28 protein-coding genes and 1 pseudogene are annotated in these 24,622 nt (G+C 56.3%); 13 read left to right on the top strand and 16 right to left on the bottom strand.

The genetic code is table 11. The features are described from left to right. Nucleotides 1-8: 8 nt before the first annotated feature. The 4 genes and pseudogenes from HY308_16085 to csrA form a co-directional block, all read right to left on the bottom strand. Nucleotides 9-1,253 carry a hypothetical protein gene (locus tag HY308_16085; GenBank protein ID MBI3899797.1) on the bottom strand — a complete coding sequence of 415 codons (1,245 nt, stop codon included), beginning with the start codon at nucleotides 1,251-1,253 and terminating at the stop codon, nucleotides 9-11. Nucleotides 1,254-1,353: 100 nt separating this feature from the next. Continuing rightward, nucleotides 1,354-1,842: a type VI secretion system tube protein Hcp gene (locus HY308_16090; protein MBI3899798.1), complete on the bottom strand. Its 489-nt coding sequence runs from the start codon at nucleotides 1,840-1,842 to the stop codon at nucleotides 1,354-1,356. Between the two features lie 728 nt (nucleotides 1,843-2,570). Next, nucleotides 2,571-2,651, bottom strand: a pseudogene (locus tag HY308_16095) (transposase). A 114-nt stretch (nucleotides 2,652-2,765) separates the two neighbouring features. Further along, nucleotides 2,766-2,957: a carbon storage regulator CsrA gene (gene csrA, locus HY308_16100; GenBank protein ID MBI3899799.1), complete on the bottom strand. Its 192-nt coding sequence runs from the start codon at nucleotides 2,955-2,957 to the stop codon at nucleotides 2,766-2,768. A 291-nt stretch (nucleotides 2,958-3,248) separates the two neighbouring features. Here csrA and HY308_16105 point away from each other — a divergent pair, with 291 nt between their 5' ends. Further along, complete coding sequence (locus HY308_16105) at nucleotides 3,249-3,545, top strand: antibiotic biosynthesis monooxygenase (protein MBI3899800.1); 297 nt, start codon at nucleotides 3,249-3,251, stop codon at nucleotides 3,543-3,545. A 2-nt stretch (nucleotides 3,546-3,547) separates the two neighbouring features. Next, entirely contained in the window at nucleotides 3,548-4,729 is a 1,182-nt protein-coding gene (locus tag HY308_16110; protein MBI3899801.1) for an iron-containing alcohol dehydrogenase, read from the top strand. A gap of 7 nt (nucleotides 4,730-4,736) precedes the next feature. Here HY308_16110 and HY308_16115 read toward each other — a convergent pair whose 3' ends face one another. The 9 genes from HY308_16115 to HY308_16155 form a co-directional block, all read right to left on the bottom strand. Then, on the bottom strand, nucleotides 4,737-6,542 hold the full coding sequence (locus HY308_16115; protein ID MBI3899802.1) for a response regulator: 1,806 nt from the start codon (nucleotides 6,540-6,542) through the stop codon (nucleotides 4,737-4,739). Nucleotides 6,543-6,565: 23 nt separating this feature from the next. Continuing rightward, nucleotides 6,566-7,936 (bottom strand): HAMP domain-containing histidine kinase, encoded by a 1,371-nt coding sequence (locus HY308_16120; GenBank protein ID MBI3899803.1) that lies wholly within the window; start codon nucleotides 7,934-7,936, stop codon nucleotides 6,566-6,568. A gap of 2 nt (nucleotides 7,937-7,938) precedes the next feature. Further along, entirely contained in the window at nucleotides 7,939-9,150 is a 1,212-nt protein-coding gene (locus tag HY308_16125; protein MBI3899804.1) for an FIST C-terminal domain-containing protein, read from the bottom strand. Between the two features lie 435 nt (nucleotides 9,151-9,585). Then, entirely contained in the window at nucleotides 9,586-9,819 is a 234-nt protein-coding gene (locus HY308_16130) for a hypothetical protein (GenBank protein MBI3899805.1), read from the bottom strand. An 88-nt stretch (nucleotides 9,820-9,907) separates the two neighbouring features. Further along, nucleotides 9,908-10,417: a hypothetical protein gene (locus HY308_16135; GenBank protein MBI3899806.1), complete on the bottom strand. Its 510-nt coding sequence runs from the start codon at nucleotides 10,415-10,417 to the stop codon at nucleotides 9,908-9,910. A 457-nt stretch (nucleotides 10,418-10,874) separates the two neighbouring features. Continuing rightward, the gene (locus tag HY308_16140; protein ID MBI3899807.1) at nucleotides 10,875-11,384 is read right to left on the bottom strand and encodes a hypothetical protein; all 510 of its coding nucleotides are present in this window, start codon (nucleotides 11,382-11,384) and stop codon (nucleotides 10,875-10,877) included. Next, nucleotides 11,381-11,905, bottom strand: a complete 525-nt coding sequence (locus HY308_16145; GenBank protein ID MBI3899808.1) for a hypothetical protein — start codon at nucleotides 11,903-11,905, stop codon at nucleotides 11,381-11,383. The genes HY308_16140 and HY308_16145 overlap by 4 nt, the downstream gene beginning before the upstream one ends. A gap of 72 nt (nucleotides 11,906-11,977) precedes the next feature. Next, complete coding sequence (locus HY308_16150; protein MBI3899809.1) at nucleotides 11,978-12,271, bottom strand: hypothetical protein; 294 nt, start codon at nucleotides 12,269-12,271, stop codon at nucleotides 11,978-11,980. Between the two features lie 323 nt (nucleotides 12,272-12,594). Continuing rightward, entirely contained in the window at nucleotides 12,595-13,320 is a 726-nt protein-coding gene (locus HY308_16155) for a hypothetical protein (GenBank protein MBI3899810.1), read from the bottom strand. Between the two features lie 165 nt (nucleotides 13,321-13,485). Here HY308_16155 and HY308_16160 point away from each other — a divergent pair, with 165 nt between their 5' ends. Then, on the top strand, nucleotides 13,486-13,764 hold the full coding sequence (locus HY308_16160; GenBank protein MBI3899811.1) for a helix-turn-helix transcriptional regulator: 279 nt from the start codon (nucleotides 13,486-13,488) through the stop codon (nucleotides 13,762-13,764). A 25-nt stretch (nucleotides 13,765-13,789) separates the two neighbouring features. Continuing rightward, the gene (locus tag HY308_16165; protein ID MBI3899812.1) at nucleotides 13,790-14,293 is read left to right on the top strand and encodes a DUF2243 domain-containing protein; all 504 of its coding nucleotides are present in this window, start codon (nucleotides 13,790-13,792) and stop codon (nucleotides 14,291-14,293) included. Here HY308_16165 and HY308_16170 read toward each other — a convergent pair. Beyond that, a complete protein-coding gene (locus HY308_16170; protein ID MBI3899813.1) occupies nucleotides 14,285-14,926 on the bottom strand; it encodes a hypothetical protein in 642 nt (213 codons plus the stop codon). The two genes, HY308_16165 and HY308_16170, sit on opposite strands and share 9 nt — an antisense overlap. Nucleotides 14,927-15,018: 92 nt before the next feature. After that, nucleotides 15,019-15,891 (bottom strand): tRNA 2-thiocytidine(32) synthetase TtcA, encoded by an 873-nt coding sequence (gene ttcA / locus HY308_16175; GenBank protein MBI3899814.1) that lies wholly within the window; start codon nucleotides 15,889-15,891, stop codon nucleotides 15,019-15,021. A 162-nt stretch (nucleotides 15,892-16,053) separates the two neighbouring features. On the opposite strand from ttcA, the gene HY308_16180 reads away from it, so the two are divergent. The 9 genes from HY308_16180 to HY308_16220 all read left to right on the top strand — a co-directional run bounded on the left by HY308_16180 (nucleotide 16,054) and on the right by HY308_16220 (nucleotide 22,585). After that, nucleotides 16,054-16,737 carry an energy transducer TonB gene (locus HY308_16180; GenBank protein ID MBI3899815.1) on the top strand — a complete coding sequence of 228 codons (684 nt, stop codon included), beginning with the start codon at nucleotides 16,054-16,056 and terminating at the stop codon, nucleotides 16,735-16,737. Nucleotides 16,738-16,817: 80 nt separating this feature from the next. Next, nucleotides 16,818-19,079 (top strand): TonB-dependent receptor, encoded by a 2,262-nt coding sequence (locus tag HY308_16185; GenBank protein ID MBI3899816.1) that lies wholly within the window; start codon nucleotides 16,818-16,820, stop codon nucleotides 19,077-19,079. Nucleotides 19,080-19,131: 52 nt separating this feature from the next. Continuing rightward, nucleotides 19,132-19,581, top strand: coding sequence for a winged helix-turn-helix transcriptional regulator (locus HY308_16190; protein ID MBI3899817.1), 450 nt, complete (start codon nucleotides 19,132-19,134; stop codon nucleotides 19,579-19,581). Continuing rightward, nucleotides 19,473-20,426 carry an SRPBCC domain-containing protein gene (locus HY308_16195; GenBank protein ID MBI3899818.1) on the top strand — a complete coding sequence of 318 codons (954 nt, stop codon included), beginning with the start codon at nucleotides 19,473-19,475 and terminating at the stop codon, nucleotides 20,424-20,426. The genes HY308_16190 and HY308_16195 overlap by 109 nt, the downstream gene beginning before the upstream one ends. A gap of 69 nt (nucleotides 20,427-20,495) precedes the next feature. Beyond that, a complete protein-coding gene (locus HY308_16200; protein MBI3899819.1) occupies nucleotides 20,496-20,861 on the top strand; it encodes a VOC family protein in 366 nt (121 codons plus the stop codon). Between the two features lie 31 nt (nucleotides 20,862-20,892). Continuing rightward, entirely contained in the window at nucleotides 20,893-21,084 is a 192-nt protein-coding gene (locus tag HY308_16205; protein ID MBI3899820.1) for a hypothetical protein, read from the top strand. Then, nucleotides 21,081-21,488: a GFA family protein gene (locus tag HY308_16210; protein MBI3899821.1), complete on the top strand. Its 408-nt coding sequence runs from the start codon at nucleotides 21,081-21,083 to the stop codon at nucleotides 21,486-21,488. The genes HY308_16205 and HY308_16210 overlap by 4 nt, the downstream gene beginning before the upstream one ends. Nucleotides 21,489-21,533: 45 nt before the next feature. Further along, entirely contained in the window at nucleotides 21,534-21,944 is a 411-nt protein-coding gene (locus HY308_16215; protein MBI3899822.1) for a hypothetical protein, read from the top strand. A gap of 92 nt (nucleotides 21,945-22,036) precedes the next feature. Next, nucleotides 22,037-22,585: a transposase gene (locus HY308_16220; protein MBI3899823.1), complete on the top strand. Its 549-nt coding sequence runs from the start codon at nucleotides 22,037-22,039 to the stop codon at nucleotides 22,583-22,585. 100 nt (nucleotides 22,586-22,685) lie between these two features. Here the strand turns inward: HY308_16220 and typA are convergent, their stop codons facing one another. Continuing rightward, nucleotides 22,686-24,506 (bottom strand): translational GTPase TypA, encoded by a 1,821-nt coding sequence (gene typA, locus HY308_16225; GenBank protein MBI3899824.1) that lies wholly within the window; start codon nucleotides 24,504-24,506, stop codon nucleotides 22,686-22,688. Nucleotides 24,507-24,622 lie beyond the last annotated feature (116 nt).

A 24,622-nucleotide genomic window follows, 5' to 3' on the forward strand; every position in this document is an offset into this window, starting at 1 on the left:
GCGGGCCACTATTTGTCCGGCGGCGTGACATGCAATCCGTATCTCGCTAATTCACGGTTGAGGCTGTCGTAATTGAAGTGTTCGCGATAACCAGGTTCTCCGGGGCAAAGAACATTGCCCGAGTGACCATCTTCTCGCGGCAGGCGGACAATGTTGTCCCAAACTTTGGGATGCGCCTTGAGGAATTTGCCGACGGCGACTTCTGCGGTCCGCAGTTGTTCGGGTGTCAGTCGATGGCGAGCTTCTTCCATCGTCGAAAACCAAAAATCCTGCATGTGTTCTTCGACTGACCCGTAAAATTCGTTACGAAAGATGGTTTGCAGTTCGAATAGCCGGCTCCATTGGTAGTCTTGAATCTTGTTCTCGTCGTCGGTCGGATATTCGATAAGGAATCTACCGTGGTATCGAATGGCTCTCAATGCCCACTCATCCAACCCGTCAGTCACCGCGCGCCATAACCAATAGCGCGACTGATCTTTCCAGAAGGGATCGAGATCGTGGTGCGTTTTTCCTAAGTCGGCGCCCCGCGCCATAACGTTCATACAATCCGCCAACCGATACATCGCAATGGGATCGCCGCTGGCCGCGCCCCGGCGAGCCCAGTCGTAAGCTTGGTCAATGCTGAACGACAGCTCGCGTTGTAACTTGGCATCAACGTAAGCGTCGAACGTCTTCTTAAAGCAATAGTGACCCAACCCCGCCTGCGCCTTGGCGTAGCCCTTCTTGGCGTAGGTGATGCGTTGTCGAACCTTGTCTGCTGTATCGCCGGAAACTATGGGCATTGACCACAAATCTTTCCGCACCGCTTGCGGCGCCCGACACATATCCGCATGCGGCGCTGCAAAATATTCCTTCGGCAAAAAATCTTGCGCCTTCCAGCGTTCCATATTGGGAAGTCCACGCCCCCCGTGATAGTACGTTACGTAAGTCGGCCGCTTCGGCGATTCCAACGCCGTCCATTCCTTCCAGGTGAACGCCGTTTGGGGAAACGGCGTGACCGTGTTCGGATCGCTGGCCGGCGCGGAATCGCAGGCGACCAGTAAGATGACGTACAGGCTGATACCAACGAGGCGCATGCGAGCACGGCGTCGAGCCTTAGGTTCGTTCGATGATTTCTTTCGTTCCATGAATGAGTACGACATTAGGTGTTGCATGTTGATCAAGTTATTTTCGCGATGTCGTTCAAGCGTGCGATCGTCGCTGGTGTTGTTTCGAGGTACAACCGACGTTACGCCGACACTCGGTGATACCACGCGATAACCTCGTCACGACGATGGGCCTCCTTGTCTCGGTACCCGTAACACCCCCACAGCCGATGCCAGCTCGCGCCGGCATCGACCCCGGCAGACCGCGTTACTTCTTGCTATTGGTCGCGGTGTTGAAGCCGACGGCGGTCGGCGATAGGGCTTCGCCGTTTTGGTCGTACGGGGTGTATTTCACTTCGATCTCGACGAAGCTCAATACCATTCGCTCTAACGGGCGCTCGCTGCTGTTGCTGGTGGCGTCGACGTTGTATTGGCTGATGACGGCGTTCTTTAGGATGTATTCGAGATAGATGTCGGCGCCCGAGCCTTGGCCGGTCTTGGTCAGATGGAGGGTGACTTTCTTTCCGGTGCCGCAGCACGATTCTAAGAAGAATTTCGGCGTGGCGCTGTCGACGCGGCGGGTGAGGGTGAGGTCGGTGATGACGGCGTTGTTCGATTCGCGGTCGCCGGTGGTCGATGACGCGGACGTGACTTTACGGCCGACGCCCCAGCTGAGCCGGTCGATGTCGATCCATTGACTGTGCCCGGAATCCGAGCTTTCCCCTTTGATGCCTTCGTAGTTCATGAAAATCGACATGGACGTCCTCCTGTGGTTGTTGCTGGGATGGATGGATAATTATTAACGAACACCCATGAATACCGCCCATGGGCGCCGAGCAACGGGAGGAAGACGCGGTGAAACGATATCCGCTCGATGCGCGTTGCGATGAATTGGCTGCGCTGGAAGGAATATCGACGATGGACAACTCATGAGACACACACGCTCCCTCGCGTTTATCTATTGGGAACCTCTAAAAATTCAAGGTAGGGTGGGCAACGTTGTTCTACCCACGCGTTTTTTTTGGGATCCGCGTGGGCAAAAAATCGCTGCCCACCCTACATTTTTTGAATTTTTAGCGGTTCCCTTTATAGGGCCGGCCGATAGTAAATGCATGGCGCGTGGCCGGTCAAGAATGGCTCCTTTCGTATGACTTCAAGAATCCAACTCTTCTGATTTTGCCGTTGTGTCAAGGAACGTTGGTGCCGATCCAGGGCTGTTAAATTCTCGTAGCGTGCGCCATGCGCACGCTCATTTTCAGTGGCTTCCAGATTCATCGTGCGCATGGCGCACGCTACAGAGGTTGCTTGGGCATAGTGGTAAATCAGGGGAAATCAATAGAATTTAACAGCCCTGGGTGCCGATCACCGGGTCCTCGCTTAGCCTTCCGGACCGGAACCGCGCAGATTCTCCGCATACCTATTGCAGAACAACGTGCCCTGCTCCAGCGCATCGTCGAGGGCGATGAACGATGAGAACCGATGCGTTAACTTTTCGTAGCGCGTGGCGATACGGCGAAATTGTTTTATCCGGCAGAAAAAACGTTCAGCGAGGTTTCGGTGTTTATACTGATGCTTGTCGAACTCGCCCGGAGGCGCACGATCAGCGCATCGGCATCATAGGCCTCGTTCGCCACGACAGCGATCGTGGCGAACCCCAGACTCTAGTTACCGGTACAACGACTAAGCATTAGCCATCGCATTCGCCTCAAGCTCCTTCTTGATTCGTTCGTATACCTCGACACGATGCACCGGAATATTTTTCGGTGCGGCAATACCTATACGTGTCTGATTGTGATCGATGCCCAACACCATGACCTGCACGTTATCGCCGATGTTCAACGTCTCGCCTATCCGTCTCGTTAGAACCAACATGGACCGTCCCTTTTGGTTAGAAGGGATAGCGATTTACCGGGAAATGAGGATCCCTTCAACCTTCCAATGATCGGTGGGCTGTCAATTATCAAATTTTTGATCATTTAATAATTTTTAGATCAACAGCTTGAGCGTCAACGCGGTAACTCGCTCGGAAATTTCGTTTATACCAACTTTTTGAGCGGGGAAAGGGCGAAACTGAATACGCAAATTTCGTTGATCCTGAAATCGCTTTGCATACAATGCGCCGATCAACGCTAACGCAAATCCTGCTCGACAAGAGGACACCGCATGCATGTGACTTTGGTGAATGTTCAAGTTAAGCCGGACCGTGTCGAAGATTTCATCGCCGCGACACGCGCAAACCATGAGGCATCGGTCCAAGAATCCGGGAATCGACGTTTCGATGTCCTGCAATCGGCGGATGATCGTACCCGTTTCGTTCTTTATGAAGCCTACGCCAGTGCCGACGATGCGGTGATGCATAAACAAACGCCGCATTACCGCCAATGGCGCGATACGGTCGCCGATTGGATGGCGAGCCCGCGTGCCGGAATATCTTATAAGGGGCTTTTCCCATTCGGTTGAATCTGTGTGTTCCTGCGTTCTCGCTTTCGCGTTTGCCGCAGATTGTGTTTGGCCGGGGTGCGATCGACCAACTTCCTGGCTACATAGGTCGCTACGGTAAGCGCGCCTTGCTGGTAACGGGCGCTCGTTCATTCCGGCAATCGCCGCAATGGCAAGTATTGCTCGATGAGCTTCGTCGGCTGGATATCGCTGCTGAAAAATTGACGATAGCGGGCGAGCCGTCGCCGGCTGACATCGACCAAGCCGTGCGTACGTATCGCCCGGCGCGTATCGATGTTGTCGTCGGCATTGGCGGCGGAAGCGTGTTGGATGCCGCGAAGGCCATTGCCGGTTTACTGCCCCATGGCAATTCGGTAATGGACTACCTCGAAGGTGTTGGTAGAGACATCCCTTACAGCGGCCCGGCGACACCGCTGGTGGCGGTGCCGACGACGGCGGGTACCGGCAGCGAGGCGACGAAGAACGCCGTGCTCAGTGTGCGTGGCACCGACGGCTTCAAAAAATCGTTTCGTCACGAAGCGCTGGTGCCGCAACTGGCGCTGGTCGACCCGCAGTTGTTAGCCACCTGCCCGGCACCGTTGATAGCGGCGAATGGCATGGATGCGTTGACGCAGTTGCTGGAGTCGTATGTATCGATTCGCGCCAACCCGTTTACCGATGCCTTGGCGTTGAGCGGTTTGCAGGCGGCGAAGGCCGGGTTATTCGCCGCCTGGCGCGGCGGCGATAGCGTCGACGCCGACGAAGGACGCGCGTGCATGGCGTACGCGTCGCTGTTGTCAGGCATTGCCTTGGCGCAGGCGGGTCTTGGTTCGGTGCATGGATTGGCGTCGCCGCTCGGCGCCTTTTTTCCAATTCCGCATGGCGTGGTGTGCGGTACGTTAATGGCGACCGCCACCCGGATAAATAGCCAGGCGCTGGCAAAACGCGCGCCGCAAAGCCCGGCATTGGCGAAATATGCTGAGATAACGGCGTTGTTAGCAGACGGTGACGTCGAGCCGAAACCTATTTGGGACACGCTGCAAGCATGGACCGATCGGTTACAGATCCCGCGCCTGCGTCATTACGGCGTGGACGAATCGCACATCGACAAGATCGTCGCCAACGCGCGCGGCGGCAGCATGCAAACCAATCCGATCGTGCTGACGGATGATGAAATCGCCGTCATTGTGCGCGACCGCTTATAGCACTGCCTTATTTTTTGTACTCGATGCCATGTCGCTTTAAGCGATAGTGCAACGTATTCGGTCGCGTGCCCAACAAGCGCGCTGCTTTCGAGATGTTGCCGTCGCAATCTTTAAGGGTCTGGGCAATGACAGCGGCCTCGATCTGATTGATGTGGTCAGCCAGCACTCGCGGTGGTAAGGGTTCGGTCTTTACCGGTAAATGGACTTCCGCCGCTTCCTTCGACGCCAGTCGGGCGAACACCGCTTGCCGAAGATGGTGCAGATCAGTGATGGGTTTGCCGCCGATAACATCGATATCGGCTTGATCGAGGTAATGCGGTTCGCCGGTGCGCAGCACGTATTGCAACACAAAGTAATCGATCAGCAGGCGCCAATCGTCATGCCGTTCGGCGACGGCAGGAATGTCGATCACGAACGGTTCAAAGTTGGCGACATCGGCGACAGCCGCCGCGCGAGCGCTGCCGCAAAGAATCAATTCGATCCCATGCGCGCGGACGTTTTGTATCAGCGCCTGACTAAGCTCGGTGGCCAAGCTGTCGATGTTTTCGATCAACAGGCCGGCGCTGACATTTTTCAACATCGCTTGCGCGAATGCATGGCCAACATCAGTCACCGATTGGCAATGCACGAACACCGCGCTCGATAGTACCTTTAGCGGTCCGGGGACGGCGCTCATGCGATGCATGTAGCGTGCTACCGCAGCGACATCGAACGCGTGACCGCGGAGCAGCACTGGTTGGCCGACGACCGCCATTTTGCGTGCGTCGCGCAACGCCTGTTTAAACGCTTTGGTGTTTCCGAGAAGCGGCCAATCCGGATCCGATAGTTCATAGGCGCACGCACGCAACTCGAACAGGCGTTGCGCGCTGTGTGCCAATAGGTGCTCGTGCGAATTCTCCGGCAGTATATCGACGAGCGCACCGCGCAGCAGGTGGGTGCGGACCCGTGTGGTTGCGCCAGTGCCATAAAGAAGAAAGGCGGTGTCGTAGCGCCGCTCGCGCATCCATTCGAACAACTGGCGTTGCCGGCGCGAATGATCTTCGTCAATCCTCGCTATCAAAAGTTCCGGCGGACGTTGACGCCGGAAGGCAGACGATGCAAATGACACGTATTGGGTGATTTGCGGAAACGCCCGACGCAGCTTGGCCAACATTGTTCTATCTGGGTCAAGCAGAATGACGCGCGGAACATCTTCCAAAAAAGACAGGTGCGCACGTGGCTTTTTTTCTCTCGTCTTGTGCGCGCGGACGGCGCCCGAGAATAAGTTCTGTTCGAGCAATTTACCGCGTTTTTTAGCGGCGTCGAGTTGCCGCACGCGATGACATTCGCGGTTCCAGATGTCGATCGATGTACGTGCCGTCTGCAACAGTTCGTCCTCGGCGAACGGCTTCCGCAATAAAAGCACATCGCGCTCCAGCTCCCGGTAGATTTCGTCGATCGAATGATCGCTATAAGCGGTAACGATAACGACGAAGATACGCCCATCGATGGCACGAATTGCCTTGGCGGTCGCCAGGCCGTTCATTCCCGGCGGCATGCGCATGTCGATAAAAGCCGCCGCATAGGGCAACTTCTTCTGCGAGCTTTCTTTGATCAGCTCGATTGCCGCCGCGCCCTGTTGCGCGATGGACAACTCAAAGCTCGCGTCGGTGAGAACCGGCGTCCCCATCATGGCTTTGAGCTTGGAGAATCGTTGCTCGCGCGGCTGCAACAGATGGATATAAGCGTCGAGGATGCCCGGATCGTCGTCTACCGCGAGAATGCGTTTGTTCTTAGGCAACTCATAAGGTGTGCTGACAACGTCCGATGTCATAATGCCGTCCGCGTGCAGGTTGTCTACGACCACCGATTGATCGCAACCGGTAATTCAATGCGAATTTCCATGCCGCTGCCATTGCCGTCGCTGTAAGCGGCGATCGTCCCGTTCAGGCTTTGCACGAAATTAGCCACCCAGTGCAATCCGTAACCATGACCGCCTTGTTTGGTGCTGTAACCAAAAGAGAACAAGTTCGCGACTTGATGTTGTTCTATACCACAGCCGTTATCGACAACCCGCAATACAAAACGATCGTCGGCGATGGAATCCGCGGCCAGCGTGATAACTTTTTCGGCGACGCGCTCGGCGCTGGCTTGCAGCGCCTCACGACTGTTCTTGATGAGATTGACCACGGCCTGGAGTAGTTGGTTCCGCGGCAACGTCACTTGGGTCAAAGCAAGATCGAGCGTGATATCCACGCGCACGCCATATTTTTTCAACGTATCGACATGCATGGTCACGGCGTCTTCCAGCAGGCGTCGCAAACAAAAGCGGGTCGCCATGTGTTCCGGACCGGCCGCACCTTGTTGGATCGTGACAATTTCAGCGATGTGCTTGACGCCGTCGCTGATCATGTCGACGCTAGGTTGGATATCGTCGATAACCGCCGCCCGTAACGCCCGGCTCGCCTCGTCAAGCACGCCGGCCCATCGCGGCAAATTGTCCGCGTTGAGCCGCAGCATCTCGTTGCGAATTTCATCCAGCACATCGGCTGCCTCAAGTAGCCCCGTTGCGTCCGCCCGCAGGCGCCATGCGCGGTTGCGAATGCCGGTAATAGCGTTACCGATGTTGTGCAGAATGCTGGTGGCGGTTTCCGCGACGCCGGCCTGGAACGCGTTGACCGTGAGTTCTCGGGCATTGAGGCTGATCATTGCCTGTGATGCCAGCGGCGCAAAGCGTTGCAGCAGGTGAATATGTTGCTTATTGAAAAAGCCGGGACGCCGGTTGGTGCAGATGAACAACGCCGCCGATTTCGGCGCATAAAACGACGCATGCAACGCCGACTTGACGCGCGCCTTTACCGTCGGCGATTGCACTTCCCATTCGGGAGCCCGCGCGACATCGAACAGTGCCACGGGTGTTCCGGCGAGGACGCGATTGAACGTCGCGCCCTGAATCCACGTCGTCCAGCGAAATATCGGATCGGTCGTGGCGACGACCTCAAGGACATCGCCACCCTCCGTCGACAGAATAAAAGCATCGTCGAAGCCGATCGTGCCGCGCAGTACCTCTAACAGGCTGGCAAACACTTCATCGGTGCTGGATGCCATGGTAATAGCGTGCAGCCCTTCCAATAGCGCTTCCGACTCGAAACGGGACTGGCGCTCTATTTCCTTGGCGCGCTCCAGATCAACCAGAACTTCGAGCAGTTTCTCGCTCTGCCCGTTCAAGGCTATCCGCCGACGGCCCGACGACCGAATACGACCACCGAAATCATCAGATTGCCATGGCGATTCTCGCCGCCGACAAAGCAGCCTTGTTCGCCAAACGTGAACACGCCGATAAAAGGATTGTTCTTGAGCACGCCACTGACACCGGTCGCCACCTTGTCCATGTCGCTTTGAATGGTCAACATGCAGCCGGCACAGTAAATAACCAACGCCCCGCAAACGTCGTCGGCGGCGAGCGAACCAGCGGAGATCGCCGATTCGGCGACGCGGCCGGCGCGCGTGACCAGATTATTTTTCGAGCCGGTCATTAACAAAATTTCTTCGCCTTCTTCGATATCGGAAAACAAGGTGAGCGCGCCGTCGGCGGCGACGCTATTGGGATGAGACAATTTGAAATACGGCACACCGCGCATCCGTCCGACTTCACGACCGAGCGGAGACAACGTCGTCATCGGCAGCACATTACCGCCGGCGGGCAATGCCTCAGCAATTATGCCGCCGGTCCATTCGTTATAAACCTGAGCGGCTGGACGACCGTCGATTTCGTAGAGCGTGCGGCCAGTGGCGCGAGTAACCCGTCCGCGATGTTCCGCCGGTTCATAACCGGAGTGAAACGCGAAAGCGACTTCGGTCGAGGGGTACATCACGGTGACGACGACGGCATTTTGATGGACTTGGCCGGCGCCGATTTGTTTCCAATCGCCGGCAACCGTGTTATCGCCGGTGCTGCCACCGGCAATCGGCACTTGCCGTCCGAGCACGTCTTCGATGCCCTGAAGGATTTTTTCTTCGCAACCGGGAGCGCTGTTCAACCATACCAGCGCCGGCACTTCTCCTGGCCGCCCGGCGCCGGCGAGCGCCATCTCGGTCGCTTCTGCCGCCGCCTGCCGAGGGTTGTCATTGATGGCGGCGATGCCGACGCTATAACTGCCTTGCGGATCCTGAATCGCCCACAGACCAAAGCCGCACCCATCGGCGCTGTGGAATCCTTGCTGCGTCATGATGCCGAGGCAAGACGTTCCTCCTTGAATCGGGACATTGCCGGACAATGCATCGAGACGCTTGAGGATCGTTCGGCTGTCGTGATTGTTGGAGTAATAAGTTAACAATAAGGTCGGTGGCTCGCCGTTAAGTGATTGCCCGAGCTTCTCATAAGCTTCTTCGACAGCTTTAACGGTGTCGGACTGAGTGGACCATGAAGTGGCAATATGCATGTCGAACTCCCTTTCAACTATTGGTTAGTGGATCGAAATTATGCGGCAGCTACGTGATCGAATACAGCGCGGGGAAAAATTTTCTAACGAATTTCGATTGAACCCATGTACCTAGCGTGGGTGCTGTTGGCAATGCAAGGCGGTATGTCGTCGTTTGTGCAGCAACTTGCGATGCAAATGTTTCTTTAGAAAACTGCAGCAACGAGATCAGCGTTATCTGTCGGCCTACTTAATTAGTAGCCGCCAGTGACACCAATCCAGCCTATACGACAATTCGAAGGCCTCGTCATCCCTCAGAACATGGATGCCCCGTTCATGCTCATCGAGCTCAAGTTCGATGCTAGGAATTTGACATTCGATAATGCGGCGTATCGCGGCAAATCTTTCGGCGTTAATTCTCTGACATCACTCACATCCGAAGTAGGCGGTCTAATTTCAGAACTTCCATTTACGCCGCAGAGCAATTTGCGGTAACTGACGGAGCTTGGGGGCCATGGTTTCGGCGGTGTGAAAGACATCGTACAGCTCGGCATAAAATGTTAGATCGTCTTGCAGGCGGCCGCGTCTGTCCTCATCAAGATTCTCGTTTCTCAATTCGTTCTTGATGGAACCGACTTCACCAGCGAGCGCAAATCGAATGTAAGAAACGTCCTTGAATTCCAGCATCACCGGAGTATCCGAGGCTGTACCAACTGGTGCTTGATATGCGCGATTTCGTGTTCGAGCGCTACACGGATAGCGACGACTTCCTTCTCAATCAGAACTTCCATTTGCGCCGCAGGGCAATTTGCGGTAACTGACGGAGCTTGGGGGCCATGGTTTCTGCCGTTTCAAACATCCGAAACAACTCCTCGTAGAACGTTAAATCATCTTGCAGGATACGACGCTTAGCTTCGTCAAGGTCCTCCCCTTGCAGCTGCCTCTCGACATCCCCAACCTTGCAGGTGAGCGCTGCTCGTATGAAAGAAACATCCTTGAATTCCAACATCACCGGAGTATCCGAGGCTGTACCTGGATATGGTTCAGCCTCGGGATTGGTCGCGTCGCGCAGACCGAAGGCTTCTCTTTCAGCTCTAAGAAAATCATAGAGAAGTTGGTGCTCATACCAATACAAATCATCTGATAGCTCGCTAGCTTCCTCGTCTCCCAGAACACGAATACCGCGATCGTGCTCATCAAGCTCAAGTTTGATGCTCGAAACTCGATATTCGAGCGCCTGGCGAATCGCGGTGACTTCCTTCAGCGTAAGTTCTCTGACTTCATTCATAGCGATCGGGCAAAGCGCTCAAGCATTTGAAGTCTTCGTTGCAACTCTTTTCTCAACATGTCTTCTGCGGGTTGTAATTCGTAATGGGTGAGCCCTCTAAAGGGCTTCAAATCCTTGGCGATAATAATGCTGGGTGGGAATAAAGGGACCGGGAACGAATGGCACTTACTTAAGCGCCCTCGACAACAGATGCCACGATTGACTCCTCTCCCTTCAGGGGGGTGGGTTTTATGGCAGCGAAAACCGAGATCCCTGTTTCTAAAAAACCCACCCCCACCCCGGCCCTCCCCCTGAGGGGGAGGGAGTGGCGGCTGATACGTTTCGGTTTTCGCTTTAAGTTAAGTGTCATTCGGGCCGGGAATCTGTGATGGGACATTTGGGTTGGGAATCTTTTTATCGATTCTGATGCGGAAAAGACTCCCGATCCATTTATGTCCAAATGTTTTCGGAAAAATCCCTAGGCACGCCATCTGCGCGAATAAGCAATCTGGGGCACTTGCCGAAGCTTCGGAGCCGTCGTCTCAGCTGTTTCAAAAACGCGAAATAATTCTTCGTAGAATTTTAGCTCCCTTTGCAGAAACTCCTGTTGAACTTCATCTAGTGTCTCGTTTCGCAGTTGCCATTTTATGTGCCCAAGTTTCCCATGAAGCGCGTACCTAATGAATGAAATCTCTTTAAACTCAAGCATCACCAAAGTATCCGAGGCCGAACCGGGATATGGCCCAGCCTCGGGATTAGCAGCATCTCTCAAACCGAAGGTTTCTCTTTCCGCTTTGCGAAAATCATGCAGCAGCACCACTTTGTAAAAGTTCAACGCATCGAGCTGTTCGTCGTATCTATCCTCGTCCAACACGTTAATCCCGCGATCGTGTTCCTCCAACTCAAGTTGAATAGACTCGATCTCGTGCTCGATTGCTACGCGGATGGCCGCGACTTCCTCAAGCGTTAATTCTCTTAGTTCGCTCATATCCTTCGCAAGTAAGGTCGGAGTAATGCAAGCCGCTCTTGCAATTCCCCCCTTAGCATGTCCTCGTCTGGCTGCAAAGCATAGTGTGTATAGCCATTACGAGGTCTTACATCCTTCGCAATGATGAGACCGGATGGAATCGGCGTCTCTTTGGGCATCAAATACCAGCAACGATTTTTGCTTAGCGCCAACTCGGGATTCATACCGTCAAATAGTGAGACGCCTCCCGACCTGCGCAAGACGTATAGCAGACCATTCTCCTGATAAGTTATCACATCTAATTGTTTGGATTTCTGCTCTCCAAATTTATCCCTATTGAGCATCGGCCGAAGATCTTCGTGGTATCGCACGATGTCAATCGTGGTTTCGCCATCAACTTTGCCCATTCTGAAGATGGCATCCACATCAAGACACGCAAGATAGACTACTCTTCGCCCATTCGTCTGCTGCAACTCATAAAGCGAAATCGCCTGCTCTTTCGTCAACGTCGTCGGCAAAATTCTATCGGCTTGATCTTCCATCGTGCACTTCTCCAATTATTGCTTGCACTGGTTAAAGCGGTCGGCGGTGACGTCCCACTGCTTCTGTTTCACTTAGTGTTTGGTATTAGTCGCCGCATCAAATCCGACGATGATCGGTGACGTTGCCCGATTGTCGTCGTCGTAGGGAATGTATTTGAATTGAAAATCGACGAAGCTGATGCAGATGTGCTCCATCGGTCGCAGGATGTCGAGGTAAGTGCCGCTCGTTTTGTATTGGCTGATTAACGAATTGCGGAAGACATATTCAGCAAACACATCCGCACCCGAGCCGGTACCGGTTTTGGTGAGCCGTAGCGTGGCGGTTACCCCGGTGCCACAACAAGCGGGTGACAAGTCGACCGCCATTCCAAGCGATCGGGAAGGAACAGGCCATGTTATGTTTTCTCCCTGCACGTCCATTGCGTGGCGCACGGCGGATGTTATGCGACGTTATCGCGTGCGAATCGCATTGTCGCGCGGGTTTCGAAAACCCGTCAAGACTTCTATCGTCTGCAATTATCCGGAAGCGCAGAAAGAATTCGCCGCGCGTGGAGCGGGCGTTCCAGCGTCGGCTGAAGGCGTTGTTGCTGCCCACGGTCAAACCGACCCTTTTCGCTGACGCCGGCTTCCGGGCGCCGTGGTTAAGTCGTGCAGGCGGGACTGTCCGTCGCCCCGCCCATACGGAATGATTATTGAATCGTACCCGGCAGACTTAAATCGCCCGACGCCACTTTAAAAACGTTTTCGACGCATAACAGCGGCGCGTGCAGGTTGGTATTGACGCGTAGGCCGGCGGTCACCCCGTCGAACTTGGCGCCACTGACAGCGCCGATATTGTCGAACGGCACACGCACAGTGACCGTGCTGCCGGTCAATACAGGCGAGTAACCGGGGCTGTCGATGTAGATCGGCAATCCGGGCCAGGTCTTCGGCAACTTGGGCGTGGTGCCTTCGGCGATGTCGCGTACCTTGAGACCTTTTGCGCCGCAGGCGTCGTCCGGTGTCAGCACGACCCAATGGCTGTGCCAGACATTGCCGTCGTTGTCGAGGTTACCGTCGCCGTTTTCGTCGAACAGCGGGCTGTCGTCGAAGTCGGGATGCGCGGTGACCGCGAACGCGAGTATTCCGCTGTTCGCGTCGAAGCCGACCTCAGCCGGATCGAGCGACGTCGGCCAAACGTAGGAAAATACGCGGCTACCGGCGAGCTGGCCGGTCTTCGTTGGTTTATTCTTCCCAGCGCGGCCACTGACTTGCATGCGGAATACGACATACTGTTTTTCGGTCGTCACTTGCGTGCGCACGATGTCCCATTGCGGTTTGACGTTCGAACTGGTTGTCGTTGCAATGCCGTCGTCGGCATAACTCGTTAGCGCGACGAAAGCAAACGCTGCGGGTAAAGCACATAACACTTTCATTGGTACTCCTCGTTTGACGCTGTTGAACACGCACCGGAGAATAGGGCGCGCTTTGCATGAGGAAAAGTCCGCACTTTTTAGAATGGTAGGTACTTTCTGGTGTGTCTTGTTGATCGGTAGGGGGAAAAATTGGCAGTCTTGGGCGAGAAAATTTCGGCAAAGCGGATGGTGGAAGACGTTATCGGCTGCAAGTGGTCGTTGCATGTGCTTGCGCTGGTGCGTTCCGGCGTTAACCGCCCGGGTGCCATGGAACGGAGTATCGAAGGTCTCACTACTAAAGTATTGAACGAACGCCTGCGCAAGCTCGTGCGCTACGGCATTCTCGAACGGCACAGCTTTCCGGAAGTGCCGCCGCGCGTCGAGTATCTGCTGACCGATTTCGGTCAGCGCTTTACGCATATTGTCGACAGCATCGAAGCTCTCGATCGCGACTCAACGACTTAGAACAGTACGATCGATTGGCTCACGGATGGTACGACGCAAAAAGAATTTTCCCAGTTGGCAGAAGCGCCAGCGTTCGCCGATTATGCAAGCCGGCCTTGTGCTCGGTTTCGGCCTCAGCATGTTTTTCGATGGCATCGTGTTTCATCAGTTGCTGCAATGGCATCACCTGGTCTCATTTCGTGATCCAGTAATAACGACGGCGGCGTTGCAACAGCAAGTGTTCTGGGATGGCGTGTTTCACAGCGCCGCCTATGTCGTCATGGCATTGGGGCTGGTGCTGTTGTGGCGCGCGGCGGCAGGTATGCCGATCGCAAAATCTCGGCGGATGTTGCTCGGCTATCTGCTTGTCGGTTTCGGCGGATTTAATATCGTCGACTCGATCGTCAGTCACGGGCTATTACAGCTGCATCACGTTCGTGACGACACGCCGAACTGGCTGGTCTACGATATCGTTTTCTTTTTTATCGCCGGCGTGCTGGTGACAGCGATCGGCTGGTGGCTCACGCGATCGCCGCCGCGTTCACTGTAAGTGCTGTTTCTCGTAGCGTTCGAACTTGTTTCGTTCTTCCAGGGCTGTCATGTACGAGCGCATGGCCGCGAATGTCTCGCCCTTCTTTTTTTGCGCGACCGCCAGCGCCGCGTGTAACCCATACGCCTCCGGCTCGATCTTCAGCGCTCGCTGCACCAGGTTCTCCGCTTCGTCCCACTTTCCGAGCTTGCCTTTGACGACACCCATGTAACCGAGCGCCCAGGCGTTCAGCTGCCCAACCGGTTCGCTATTCGCGACTTGGCCGAGCAGGTTGAGTGCCTGGGCGTAGTCTTCCTTGAAGTAATACAAGAAGCCGAGCCGGTACTTGGCTTTTAAATCGTTCGGGTTCTCTTGCTGCTTCTTGAGATATTTCGGCAACACTTTATTCGCAAAACCGGGATCGAGTTGGCGCACATGTTTCAACACCGTGCGGCCTTCCTCCACTTTGCCGAGGTAGGAAAGGCAAGTGGCGTATTCAAAATTGAGCTCGGTGTCATTGGGCGCCTGCCCGGCCTTCGCTTTTAGTTGCCGATATTCTTGGGCGATATCCGGCGCGACGGTGTACTCCGCGTGTGCGCAAAGCCAGGGCATCGCCAACAGCGGAATGATCAACCAGCGCTTCATAGATTGCATGCGTGTCGCCATGTCAGTTCTATGTGTCAACGCTGATTTAGGATCAGCGTTGACACCATTTGATGCCGTCGTAAACCGGCAGCCGACAACAATTACGGGTCGGACAGCACGATCTCATCGAACAAGATATCACCGTCGGCATAAGGCTCGGCGCGCGGCGCCAAGTTAGCGAAGTCGAACAGCGTCCGGTCGGCGAGATGCGACGGCGCGACGCTCTGTAGCGCCCGGAACATCGACTCGATACGGCCGGGGAATTTCTTGTCCCAGTCGCGCAGCATTTCTTTGATCGCCTGGCGTTGCAGGTTTGGCTGCGAGCCGCATAGGTTGCACGGAATGATCGGGAATTCCCGGTGCTGGGCGTACTCGGCAAGGTCGTGCTCGCGGCAGTAGGCGAGTGGGCGGACGACGATATGGCGGCCATCGTCCGAAATGAGCTTCGGCGGCATGCCCTTCAGCTTGCCGCCGTAGAACATGTTGAGCAGCAGCGTTTGCAGGATATCGTCACGGTGATGGCCGAGCGCGATCTTCGTGCAGCCGAGCTCGGTCGCTGCTCGGTAAATGTTGCCGCGGCGTAGGCGCGAGCACAGGCCGCAGGTGGTTTTGCCCTCGGGGATGACGCGCTTCACCACGCTATAGGTATCGCGCTGCTCGATCCGGAATGGGACGCCAAGCTGGGTTAAATAGCCCGGCAACACCTGCTCGGGAAAGCCGGGTTGCCTCTGATCGAGGTTGTAAGCGACGATGTCGAACCGAATCGGCGCTTTTTCGCGCATGAATAACAGAATGTCGAGCAGCGCATAGCTGTCTTTGCCGCCGGACAGGCATACCATCACCTTGTCGCCGTCCTCGATCATGTGAAAATCGCCGATCGCCTCGCCAACGGCGCGACGCAGCCGTTTAGCCAGTTTATTGGCCTCGTATTCGGCTTTATGCTGGGAACGGGTGAGGGGACTGGCTGACGGCATGACGGAATCCTCGCTGGAAAGCTGATTTTACACGGCCGCCGCCGGTCTGTGCCGCCGACCTTCGGACTAGCCGATCGCTCCTTGATTTAACGCGTGGTAGCAGGGATGCTTGACCGCCTGTCGCATCGATAACTAAGGTAACAAGCTCGGCAGTTTTGCCCGATGTCTCCCAATAGACCTACCCAAAAGCCCGGTTGGCGCCATGTGCTGGCGCTCAGCTTGTCAGTGAGCGTGCATGCGGCGTTGTTCACGGTGTTGGCGTATCACCGGGTCGTCGTCGAGTCGCCGGCGTCCGATATCCAGGTGAGCCTGGTCTACGACATGCCGGCGCCGCGCGTGTCCGCGCCAAAGTCACGACGCCGGCCGGCGCCGGCCAAACCCGCCGTAATACCGGTCGAGCAGAAAAGTGCCGCGGTCGCGGCAACGCCGGTCACACCCGCACCGCCAGCCGCGGAAGTGGCACCGACGGCAGAAACCGCCCCTACGGCGGATGATCCGCAACCGCCAGCGACCGCCGCTGCATCGCTCGAATCCGATCTAGCGGCGATCGTGCGTGAGGCATTGCCGATTCATCGTGTTTCACATCCACCGCGGTTCCTACGCAAGGTCGAGCCCAAGTATCCCGACCGTGAGCGTGCGATCGGCAAAGAGGGGCAGGTAACGGTTGAGGTCGTGATCGATACGCGTGGGACGGTCGTGCAGAAGAACATTGCCGTCAGTGGCGGCAACTCATTCGATCAGGCCGCGTTAGAAGCGGCCGATCAGAGTTTATTTACACCCGCCTATAACGACGACAAGCCGGTGCCGGTGCGGCGGTACATTCCGTACACGTTCAAAATAAATTAGGAAGTCGTTAACTATTTCTCTCACCCCGGATCGGGGTGGAGGGATCAAAAACAGAAGTTCATTAGGGAGGATCGTCGATCATGCGTGTGGTACCACTCTTTTTTATGGCGCTGGCCCTAGTCGGTATGGGCATGCCGGTGCGAGCGGCGAGCCTGCCGTGGCAGGTACAGGGAGTCGTGCTGGAAAAAGGGACTCGCCGGCCGTTGCCGCTGATTAATGTGTTTCTGGTCGAGGACGACACGCACAGCACGGTTACCGATGCTCAGGGAAAGTTTGTATTGGTCATCGACAAGCCCGGCGACTATTCATTGTCGGCCATGAGCGTCGATTATGAACGGCTGGCGCCGCAGAAATTTCGCGTCGGCGACGATCAAGCGGCGGCCGATGTGACGCTTTATTTGGAACCGGCGACGACATTGCCCGGTGTCGTCGTTTACGCCGACCGCAATCCAGACAAGGTCAGCAAGATCAGCATCACCGGTAAAGAGCTGCACGAAGTCGCCGGCAGCGCCGGCGACCCATTACGCGGCTTGCAAACATTGCCCGGCATTACTGTTAGCGGCGATACCAGCGCCGCGCCGGCGATTCGCGGTACGTCGCCGGACGACAATCTTTATTACGTCGACGGCTTGCCGGTGTTTTATCTGTTTCACTTCGGCGGCATGTTCAGCGTCTTCAACGCCGATCTGGTTACTGACTTCAATTTTTTCCCGTCAGCGTTCGGTCCCGAATACGACAACGCCCTCGGTGGTGTGATCGATGTGCGGTTACGCGAGCCGCGCACCGATCGCTTCGGTGCCAAGCTCAACATCAATTTTTATGAAAGCGATTTTCTGATTGAAGGACCGGTCAACGATCGCCAGTCGTATTATTTTTCCGCACGCCGCAGTTATTACGATTTAATTCTGCCGAAGAGCGGCGATTTCGGCGACGACGAAAATGGCGTCGAGTACCGCCAGTTTCCGGCGTTCTACGACTACCAGGGAAAATATGTATGGCGCGTCAATGACGACAACACGGTTAACGTATTGCTTACCGGTGCCGGCGATAAATTCGAGCTGTTCGTTCCGGAAGATTCGAAACCGGCGGCGAAGGATCCGGTACTGACCGGTTCGCTGACGTCGGATACCAGCTTCGATTCGCAAGGAGTCGTCTGGAGCGGCCGGCTATCGTCGCAGAGTAATCACAAATTTCGTTTCTCGCATATGACCAGCGATGTCGGCCAATCCGTCGGTAGCGCCGGCACGGTATTTGTGGCGTTCGACAGTTATCAAGTGCGGGAGGAGTTGACGACGAAATTAAACGACGCGCATACCTTGCTGCTTGGCGGCGGCTTTTGGTCCACCGACGTTAATTTAAATTTGGACGCGCGCAACCCGCGTTGCACCGAGTTTGATCCGGACTGCGATTTAACATCGGCCGAACGCTTGCAGAGCGACGACCAGTTAAGTATTCATGGGGCCACGGCGTACGCCAAAGATCGTTGGCGCCTAACCGAGCCGTTTACGCTGATTCTAGGTGCGCGGTTTTCTACCGAAGATTATTTAGATGGGCCGTTTATCGAGCCGCGCCTCGGCGGCGAATGGCAAGTGACGCCGCGCACGCGCTTGACCGCCGGTTGGGGTAAGTATCATCAATTTCCCGACGGCGAACAGGTGATCGACACCTTCGGTAATCCCGATCTCTCGAGCCTGCGTGGCCGCCACTCGGTGTTGGGCGCATTGCACAAGTTCGATGACGGCTGGTCGTGGTCGACCGAGCTGTATTACAAAACCATGGAAGATTTGGTGGTCGCCGACGATACGTTTCGCTATCTCAACAACGGCAGCGGCGAGGCGTACGGCGTCGACATCCTGATCAAGAAAGAATTGACCGATCGATTCTCCGGTTGGATATCGACGACATTGTCGCGTTCCGAGCGTACCAACGAAACCACCGGCGAAACATTTCCCGCGAACTTCGATCAGCCGGTGGTGATTAACCTCGTCAGCAATTACAAACTAACGAATCGTTGGACCTTGGGTGCCAGCTGGCGCTATCACAGCGGTAACCCGGACACACCCATCACCGGTGGGACGCTGCGGCCGGGGAGCACCGATGAATATCGCGCGAACTACGGCGAGACCAACTCCGATCGCTTGCCGGCATACCATCGGCTCGACCTGCGGCTGGGCCGCGATTTCGTTTACAACACGTGGAAACTCAATACCTATTTCGAGCTGATCAACGCTTACAACCACAAGAATGTCGACGGCTATAGCTACAGCCGCGACTACAGCTCGCGTAAGCCGGTCTATCAATTGCCGCTGCTGTTCTCCTTCGGCGTGCAAGCCGAGTTCTAAAAAAACAAGTCCGGGTTGACGCCGGACTTGGCACCGTGTGATAGTTAACCATATGGTTAACTATTCGCCGGCTGTATTGGACCGCACATTCGCCGCCCTGGCCGATCCTACCCGTCGAGCGATTTTGGCGCGGCTGGCAGAAGGCGAGGCGAATGTGTCCGAACTCGCTAAGCCATTCGACGTTTCGCTGCCGGCCATCTCTAAGCATCTACGGATTCTCGAAGACGCCGGCTTGTTGTTGCGTACCATCGACGGTCGTGTCCATCGCTGCCAGGTGAACGCCGCGCCGATGCGTGCCGCCGCCGAGTGGATCGAACGCTATCGCGCATTCTGGGACGTGCGCTTGGATGCATTGGCAACTTATCTGTCTCGAAATTCCGAGGAACAATCGTCATGGCAAAACCACAACTCAAAAAAAGCGAAACCACGCTCGTCCTCACGCGCCAGTTCGACGCGCCGCGCGAGCAAGTCTTCCGCGCGTGGACCGACCCGAAAGCGTTGATGCAGTGGTTCGCGCCGGCGGACTCGTTCACGACGCCGGCGGCCGACGTCGAGCTGCGCGTCGGCGGCCGCTATCGGATCGACATGGTCTCAGCCGACGGCAAACATCACATCGTCGCCGGCGAATACCGAGAAGTCCGCGCACCGGAACGATTGGTGTTTACCTGGGCGTGGGCGAGCAAGGAGCCTGAAACCGGCGATACCTTGGTAACCGTCGAGCTGCGTGATCTTGGCGGGCGCACCGAGCTTGTGCTCACGCACGAACGTTTCTTGACAGCGCACGCACGTGATCTACACGAGCAGGGCCACAGCGGTTGCCTCGATCGTTTACAGCGGCTGTTGGCGGTCGAACGTGCGCGCCGGTTGCTGACGGGCGCAGCCAGTGACTCAACGACGATGCCGCGCGAGCGCGAAGCGGCCATCGTTCTAAGGCGCCAGTTCGACGCACCGCGCGCGCAAGTGTTCCGTGCCTGGACCGATCCGCAGGTATTGATGCAGTGGTTCGCGCCGTCCGCCGATTTCCAGATACCCGCGGTCGAGGTCGATCTGCGCGTCGGCGGCGGTTATCGCATCGAAATGATCGACCCCGACGGCAAACGTCATTGCGCAATCGGCCGTTACGAAGAAATACGTCCGCCGGAAAAATTAGTGTTCACCTGGACCTGGGAGCGCGACGAGATCGGCACCGGCGACACGTTGGTGACCGTCGATCTGCGCGATGTCGGCGGGCGGACTGAGCTGGTGCTGACGCACGAACGCTTCCAAACCGCACACGCCCGCGAGCTGCATGTGTTTGGTCACACCGGTTGCCTGGCACGCCTACAGCTTTTGTTGGCGGCGACGTAATACCGTTTACGCAAGATTTCGAAAAACGTTTCGGCGATCAGCCGGGACTCAACTTTAAGGGAGATAGTCATGAACGCTGTTAATTGGTTTGAAATTCCTGTTCACGATTTGGCGAAAGCGCAGCGCTTTTACGAAGCCGTGTTCGACCTGAAGTTGTCGATCATGGAGGTAGGGCCGAAGCGGGCGGCGATGTTTCCGATGGCGCCCGAGGCGCCGGGTACCTCGGGTTCACTGATGAAGGCCCCGGGCTACACGCCGTCGACTACCGGCACGTTGGTGTACTTCAGCGTCGGCGACATCGACGCCACGCTCGCGCGCGTCGCCGCCAACGGCGGCAAGCAGCTCATGCCAAAGACCAGCGTCGGTTCGCACGGCTTCATCGCCCACTTCGAAGATTGCGAAGGCAATCGCGTGGCGTTGCATTCGCGCACCTGATGCGCCGGCGGTTTAACGATAGGGAGGAATCATGGCAACCAATCTGGAAATTTTCTGGGGCAGCGGCAGCCCCCATTCGTGGCGAGTGTTGTTGACGGCCGAGCTCAAGCGCATTCCGTACGAAATGAAACGTATAGAGACATTGCCGGGTTACGAGCGGACCTATCCGCCGCATTGGCGCGCCGACAACGTCGCCCGTACGACGTCGACGGTGAACGCATGACAGCGAAGCAGCCGAAGGGTTATCACGGCGGCTGCCTATGCGGCGCGATCCGTTACGAGGCGCGCGGCGAACCGGAGATGGCGCTGCACTGTTATTGCCGGCAATGCCAGCGCACCACCGGCAGCGGCCACGCGCCACAGATCGTATTCGCGAAGAAGGCAGTGTTCATCACCGGCGAGCTCAAGTTGTACGACACCAAGGCGGACAGCGGCAGCGCCGTGACCAACGGCTTTTGTCCGCGTTGCGGTAGCCCGATTTTGAAAGAGACCTCGGGCTATCCCGATATCGTTTGCCTGTTCGCCGCCAGCTTGGATGATCCGAGCACGTTCCGGCCGAGTGTTGTTTATTGGAGTGCCAGCAAACAGCCGTGGGACTATCTCGATCCGATGCTCGAGGTTTGCTAGCACGATGATGGTTACTAGCGTCAAAAAAATAACGAAGGAGGAATCGTGAAACGTCAGTATTGGCTTGGTGTTATTTATTATTTAGTGGGCACGTTTGTCATCGCCTTCCTATGGCATCTCGTCATCTTCAGCGACAACTATGAGCAGCTGCATACCCTGCGCGACGATCCCATTATTCCGCTCGGGATGTTGTCGATGGCGATCCAGGGCCTGGTGTTCTCGTGGCTCTATCCGCGGGTCGCCGGGTCGGCGGCAAAGGCCGGTACCTGGTTGGCGCCGGGATTGATGTTCGGCGCTGTCATGGGATTGTTGTCGTGGTCGTTTACGACGGTGGCCGATGCCGCCAAACATCCGATGACGTCGGTGGCGGATTTCGTCTTGCTCGAGACCGGGTTCACCGTGGTGGTGTGGCTGGTCGTTGGGCCGCTAATGGCACTGGCGCATCGGCGACGTTAACCAGAGATGATGAAACGGCGGACAAGTCCGCCCTACATTATTGTGTAGGGCGGACTTGTCCGCCGTTCATACAGTAAGGAGAGAGTGTTGGGATGCCAAACTATCGGCGCGCGACGACTGTAGGTGCAACTTACTTTTTCACAGTCACTACGCATCGCCGGCAACCGCTTTTTGCGCATGAAGTAGCAAGGCGTACGCTGCGTGAATCAATCGGTGCTGTGAGGAAGCAACACCCATTTCAAATCGATGCTTGGGTCCTGCTGCCTGACCATTTGCATTGTTTGTGGACGATGCCGGAAGGGGACGCCGATTTTTCTCTGCGTTGGTCGCTGATTAAGCAAGGTACGAGCAAGCAGTGCGCGACAATGCTAATTGACCATAGCCTGCTAACACCAACACAACAAAAAAACGGTGAACTCGGATTTTGGCAGCGACGGTTTTGGGAACATCAAATTCGAGATGAAGCAGATTTTGAGCGGCACGCGGATTATATTCATTGGAATCCCGTTAAGCATGGGCTCGTGAGGTCTCCCGGGGAATGGGCGTATTCAACATTTCGACGGTACGTCGAGCACGGGGCATATCCGGAAGATTGGGCGATCGCGAGCCGTCGCGAGGACGCTGAGAGTTTTGGAGAATGAACGGCGGACTTGCCCACCGCTCGAAGTGTTTTCTTTAGTTTTTTAGTGCAAAAAAATAGAGCGGACATAGTCCGCCCTATCTGTCGCCTAGCGTAGGTGATTAACCCGCCGCTGCGCGCTCGACCCGCTTGCGGTCGGTTTCCTTCAAGAAACGTTTACGGACACGCAGGAAGTTCGGCGTGACTTCGACCAACTCGTCGTCGTCGATAAACTCGAGCGCCTGCTCGAGCGACAGTTTGATCGGCGGTACGAGGATGATGTTCTCGTCCGAGCCCGACGCGCGCATGTTGGTCAGCTGCTTACCCTTCATCGCGTTGACCACGAGGTCGTTGTCGCGCGAGTGGATGCCGATGACCATGCCTTCGTATAGCTCTTCGCCCGGGCCGATCAACATGCGGCCGCGTTCCTGCAAGCTGAACAGCGAGTAGGCGACGCTGGCGCCGACGCCGTTGGCGATGAGCACGCCGTTGATGCGGTTCTTGATCTCGCCCTTCTTCATCGGACCGTAATGGTCGAACACGTGGTACAGCAGACCGGTGCCGGCGGTGGCGGTCAAGAACTCGGTTTGAAAGCCGATCAATCCGCGCGCCGGAATCATATATTCCAAACGCACGCGGCCTTGGCCGTCCGGCTCCATGTTCAGCAGGTCGCCTTTGCGGGCGCCGAGCTTTTCCATGATCGAGCCTTGGTGCACGGCTTCGATGTCGACCGTCACTTGCTCGTACGGCTCATGCTTCTCGCCGTCGACTTCCTTGATGATGACCTGTGGACGCGACACCGCGAGCTCGAAGCCTTCGCGACGCATGGTTTCGATCAGCACCGATAGATGCAACTCGCCACGGCCGGAGACTTTGAACTTGTCGGGCGACTCGCCCGGCTCGACGCGCAGCGCAACGTTGTGGATCAGCTCGCGTTCCAGGCGTTCTTTAATATTGCGTGAGGTGACGTATTTGCCATCCTGACCGGCGAACGGTGAGTTGTTCACTTCGAACGTCATGCTGACGGTCGGTTCGTCGACCGTCAGCTCCGGTAGCAGCTCGACGTGATCCGGTTCGCAGAACATGTCGGAGATGCGCGGCATTTCGATGCCGGTGATGGCGATGATGTCGCCAGCGGAGGCTTCTTGCACTTCATGGCGATCAAGGCCGAGGAAGCCGAGCACCTGCAGCACGCGACCATTGCGTACGTTGCCGGAATGATCGGCGACCGAAACTAGCTGGTTTGGCTTCACGCGGCCGCGCTTGATGCGGCCGACGGCGATGGCGCCGACGTAGCTCGAGTAGTCGAGGTTCGATACCTGCATCTGGAACGGACCTTCGAGGTCGACGTCCGGCGCCGGCACGTGCTTCAAAATGGTTTCGAACAACGGCGTCATGTCGCCGCCGTTGGTGTCTTCCGTGAGGCCGGCGTAGCCGTTCAGCGCCGAGGCGTAGACGACCGGGAAGTCGAGCTGTTCTTCGGTCGCGCCGAGGCGAAAGAACAGATCGAAAGTTTGATCGAGCACCCAGCTCGGACGTGCACCCGGGCGGTCGATTTTATTAATGACAACGATCGGGCGCAGGCCGTGGGCGAACGCCTTCTTCGTCACGAAGCGTGTCTGCGGCATTGGGCCGTCAACCGCATCGACCAGCAACAACACCGAGTCGACCATCGACAACACGCGCTCCACTTCACCGCCGAAGTCGGCGTGACCGGGGGTGTCGACGATGTTGATGCGATAGTCGCGCCAACGGATGGAGGTGTTCTTCGCCAGGATCGTGATGCCGCGTTCTTTTTCGAGCGCGTTCGAATCCATGACGCAGGTGCCCATTTCTTTACGGGCATCGAAGGTGCCGGACTGCTGCAGCAATTTGTCGACGAGCGTGGTTTTGCCGTGGTCGACGTGAGCAATAATCGCAATGTTGCGTAAGTTTTGAATCACGGGAGTTCGCTGGAAGTGGGTAGGGGGTCGGGCAAAAGGTCGGGCATTATACAGCAAGCCGCGTTACAGGCTATCGAAACCGACGAATTGACTTATCGGCCGAGAACGCCCCATAA

Source organism: Gammaproteobacteria bacterium (assembly GCA_016199745.1).
Lineage (GTDB): Bacteria > Pseudomonadota > Gammaproteobacteria > Acidiferrobacterales > Sulfurifustaceae > JACQFZ01.

Bases quoted from the DNA above. Each gene is read 5' to 3' on its own strand.
- HY308_16090 (MBI3899798.1), bottom strand. From the start codon at position 1,842: ATGTCGATTTTCATGAACTACGAAGGCATCAAAGGGGAAAGCTCGGAT.
- csrA (MBI3899799.1), bottom strand. From the start codon at position 2,957: ATGTTGGTTCTAACGAGACGGATAGGCGAGACGTTGAACATCGGCGAT.
- HY308_16105 (MBI3899800.1), top strand. From the start codon at position 3,249: ATGCATGTGACTTTGGTGAATGTTCAAGTTAAGCCGGACCGTGTCGAA.
- HY308_16115 (MBI3899802.1), bottom strand. From the start codon at position 6,542: ATGACATCGGACGTTGTCAGCACACCTTATGAGTTGCCTAAGAACAAA.
- HY308_16125 (MBI3899804.1), bottom strand. From the start codon at position 9,150: ATGCATATTGCCACTTCATGGTCCACTCAGTCCGACACCGTTAAAGCT.
- HY308_16135 (MBI3899806.1), bottom strand. From the start codon at position 10,417: ATGAATGAAGTCAGAGAACTTACGCTGAAGGAAGTCACCGCGATTCGC.
- HY308_16140 (MBI3899807.1), bottom strand. From the start codon at position 11,384: ATGAGCGAACTAAGAGAATTAACGCTTGAGGAAGTCGCGGCCATCCGC.
- HY308_16145 (MBI3899808.1), bottom strand. From the start codon at position 11,905: ATGGAAGATCAAGCCGATAGAATTTTGCCGACGACGTTGACGAAAGAG.
- HY308_16150 (MBI3899809.1), bottom strand. From the start codon at position 12,271: ATGGCGGTCGACTTGTCACCCGCTTGTTGTGGCACCGGGGTAACCGCC.
- HY308_16155 (MBI3899810.1), bottom strand. From the start codon at position 13,320: ATGAAAGTGTTATGTGCTTTACCCGCAGCGTTTGCTTTCGTCGCGCTA.
- HY308_16160 (MBI3899811.1), top strand. From the start codon at position 13,486: ATGGTGGAAGACGTTATCGGCTGCAAGTGGTCGTTGCATGTGCTTGCG.
- HY308_16165 (MBI3899812.1), top strand. From the start codon at position 13,790: ATGGTACGACGCAAAAAGAATTTTCCCAGTTGGCAGAAGCGCCAGCGT.
- HY308_16170 (MBI3899813.1), bottom strand. From the start codon at position 14,926: ATGCAATCTATGAAGCGCTGGTTGATCATTCCGCTGTTGGCGATGCCC.
- ttcA (MBI3899814.1), bottom strand. From the start codon at position 15,891: ATGCCGTCAGCCAGTCCCCTCACCCGTTCCCAGCATAAAGCCGAATAC.
- HY308_16180 (MBI3899815.1), top strand. From the start codon at position 16,054: ATGTCTCCCAATAGACCTACCCAAAAGCCCGGTTGGCGCCATGTGCTG.
- HY308_16185 (MBI3899816.1), top strand. From the start codon at position 16,818: ATGCGTGTGGTACCACTCTTTTTTATGGCGCTGGCCCTAGTCGGTATG.
- HY308_16190 (MBI3899817.1), top strand. From the start codon at position 19,132: ATGGTTAACTATTCGCCGGCTGTATTGGACCGCACATTCGCCGCCCTG.
- HY308_16195 (MBI3899818.1), top strand. From the start codon at position 19,473: ATGGCAAAACCACAACTCAAAAAAAGCGAAACCACGCTCGTCCTCACG.
- HY308_16200 (MBI3899819.1), top strand. From the start codon at position 20,496: ATGAACGCTGTTAATTGGTTTGAAATTCCTGTTCACGATTTGGCGAAA.
- HY308_16205 (MBI3899820.1), top strand. From the start codon at position 20,893: ATGGCAACCAATCTGGAAATTTTCTGGGGCAGCGGCAGCCCCCATTCG.
- HY308_16210 (MBI3899821.1), top strand. From the start codon at position 21,081: ATGACAGCGAAGCAGCCGAAGGGTTATCACGGCGGCTGCCTATGCGGC.
- HY308_16220 (MBI3899823.1), top strand. From the start codon at position 22,037: ATGCCAAACTATCGGCGCGCGACGACTGTAGGTGCAACTTACTTTTTC.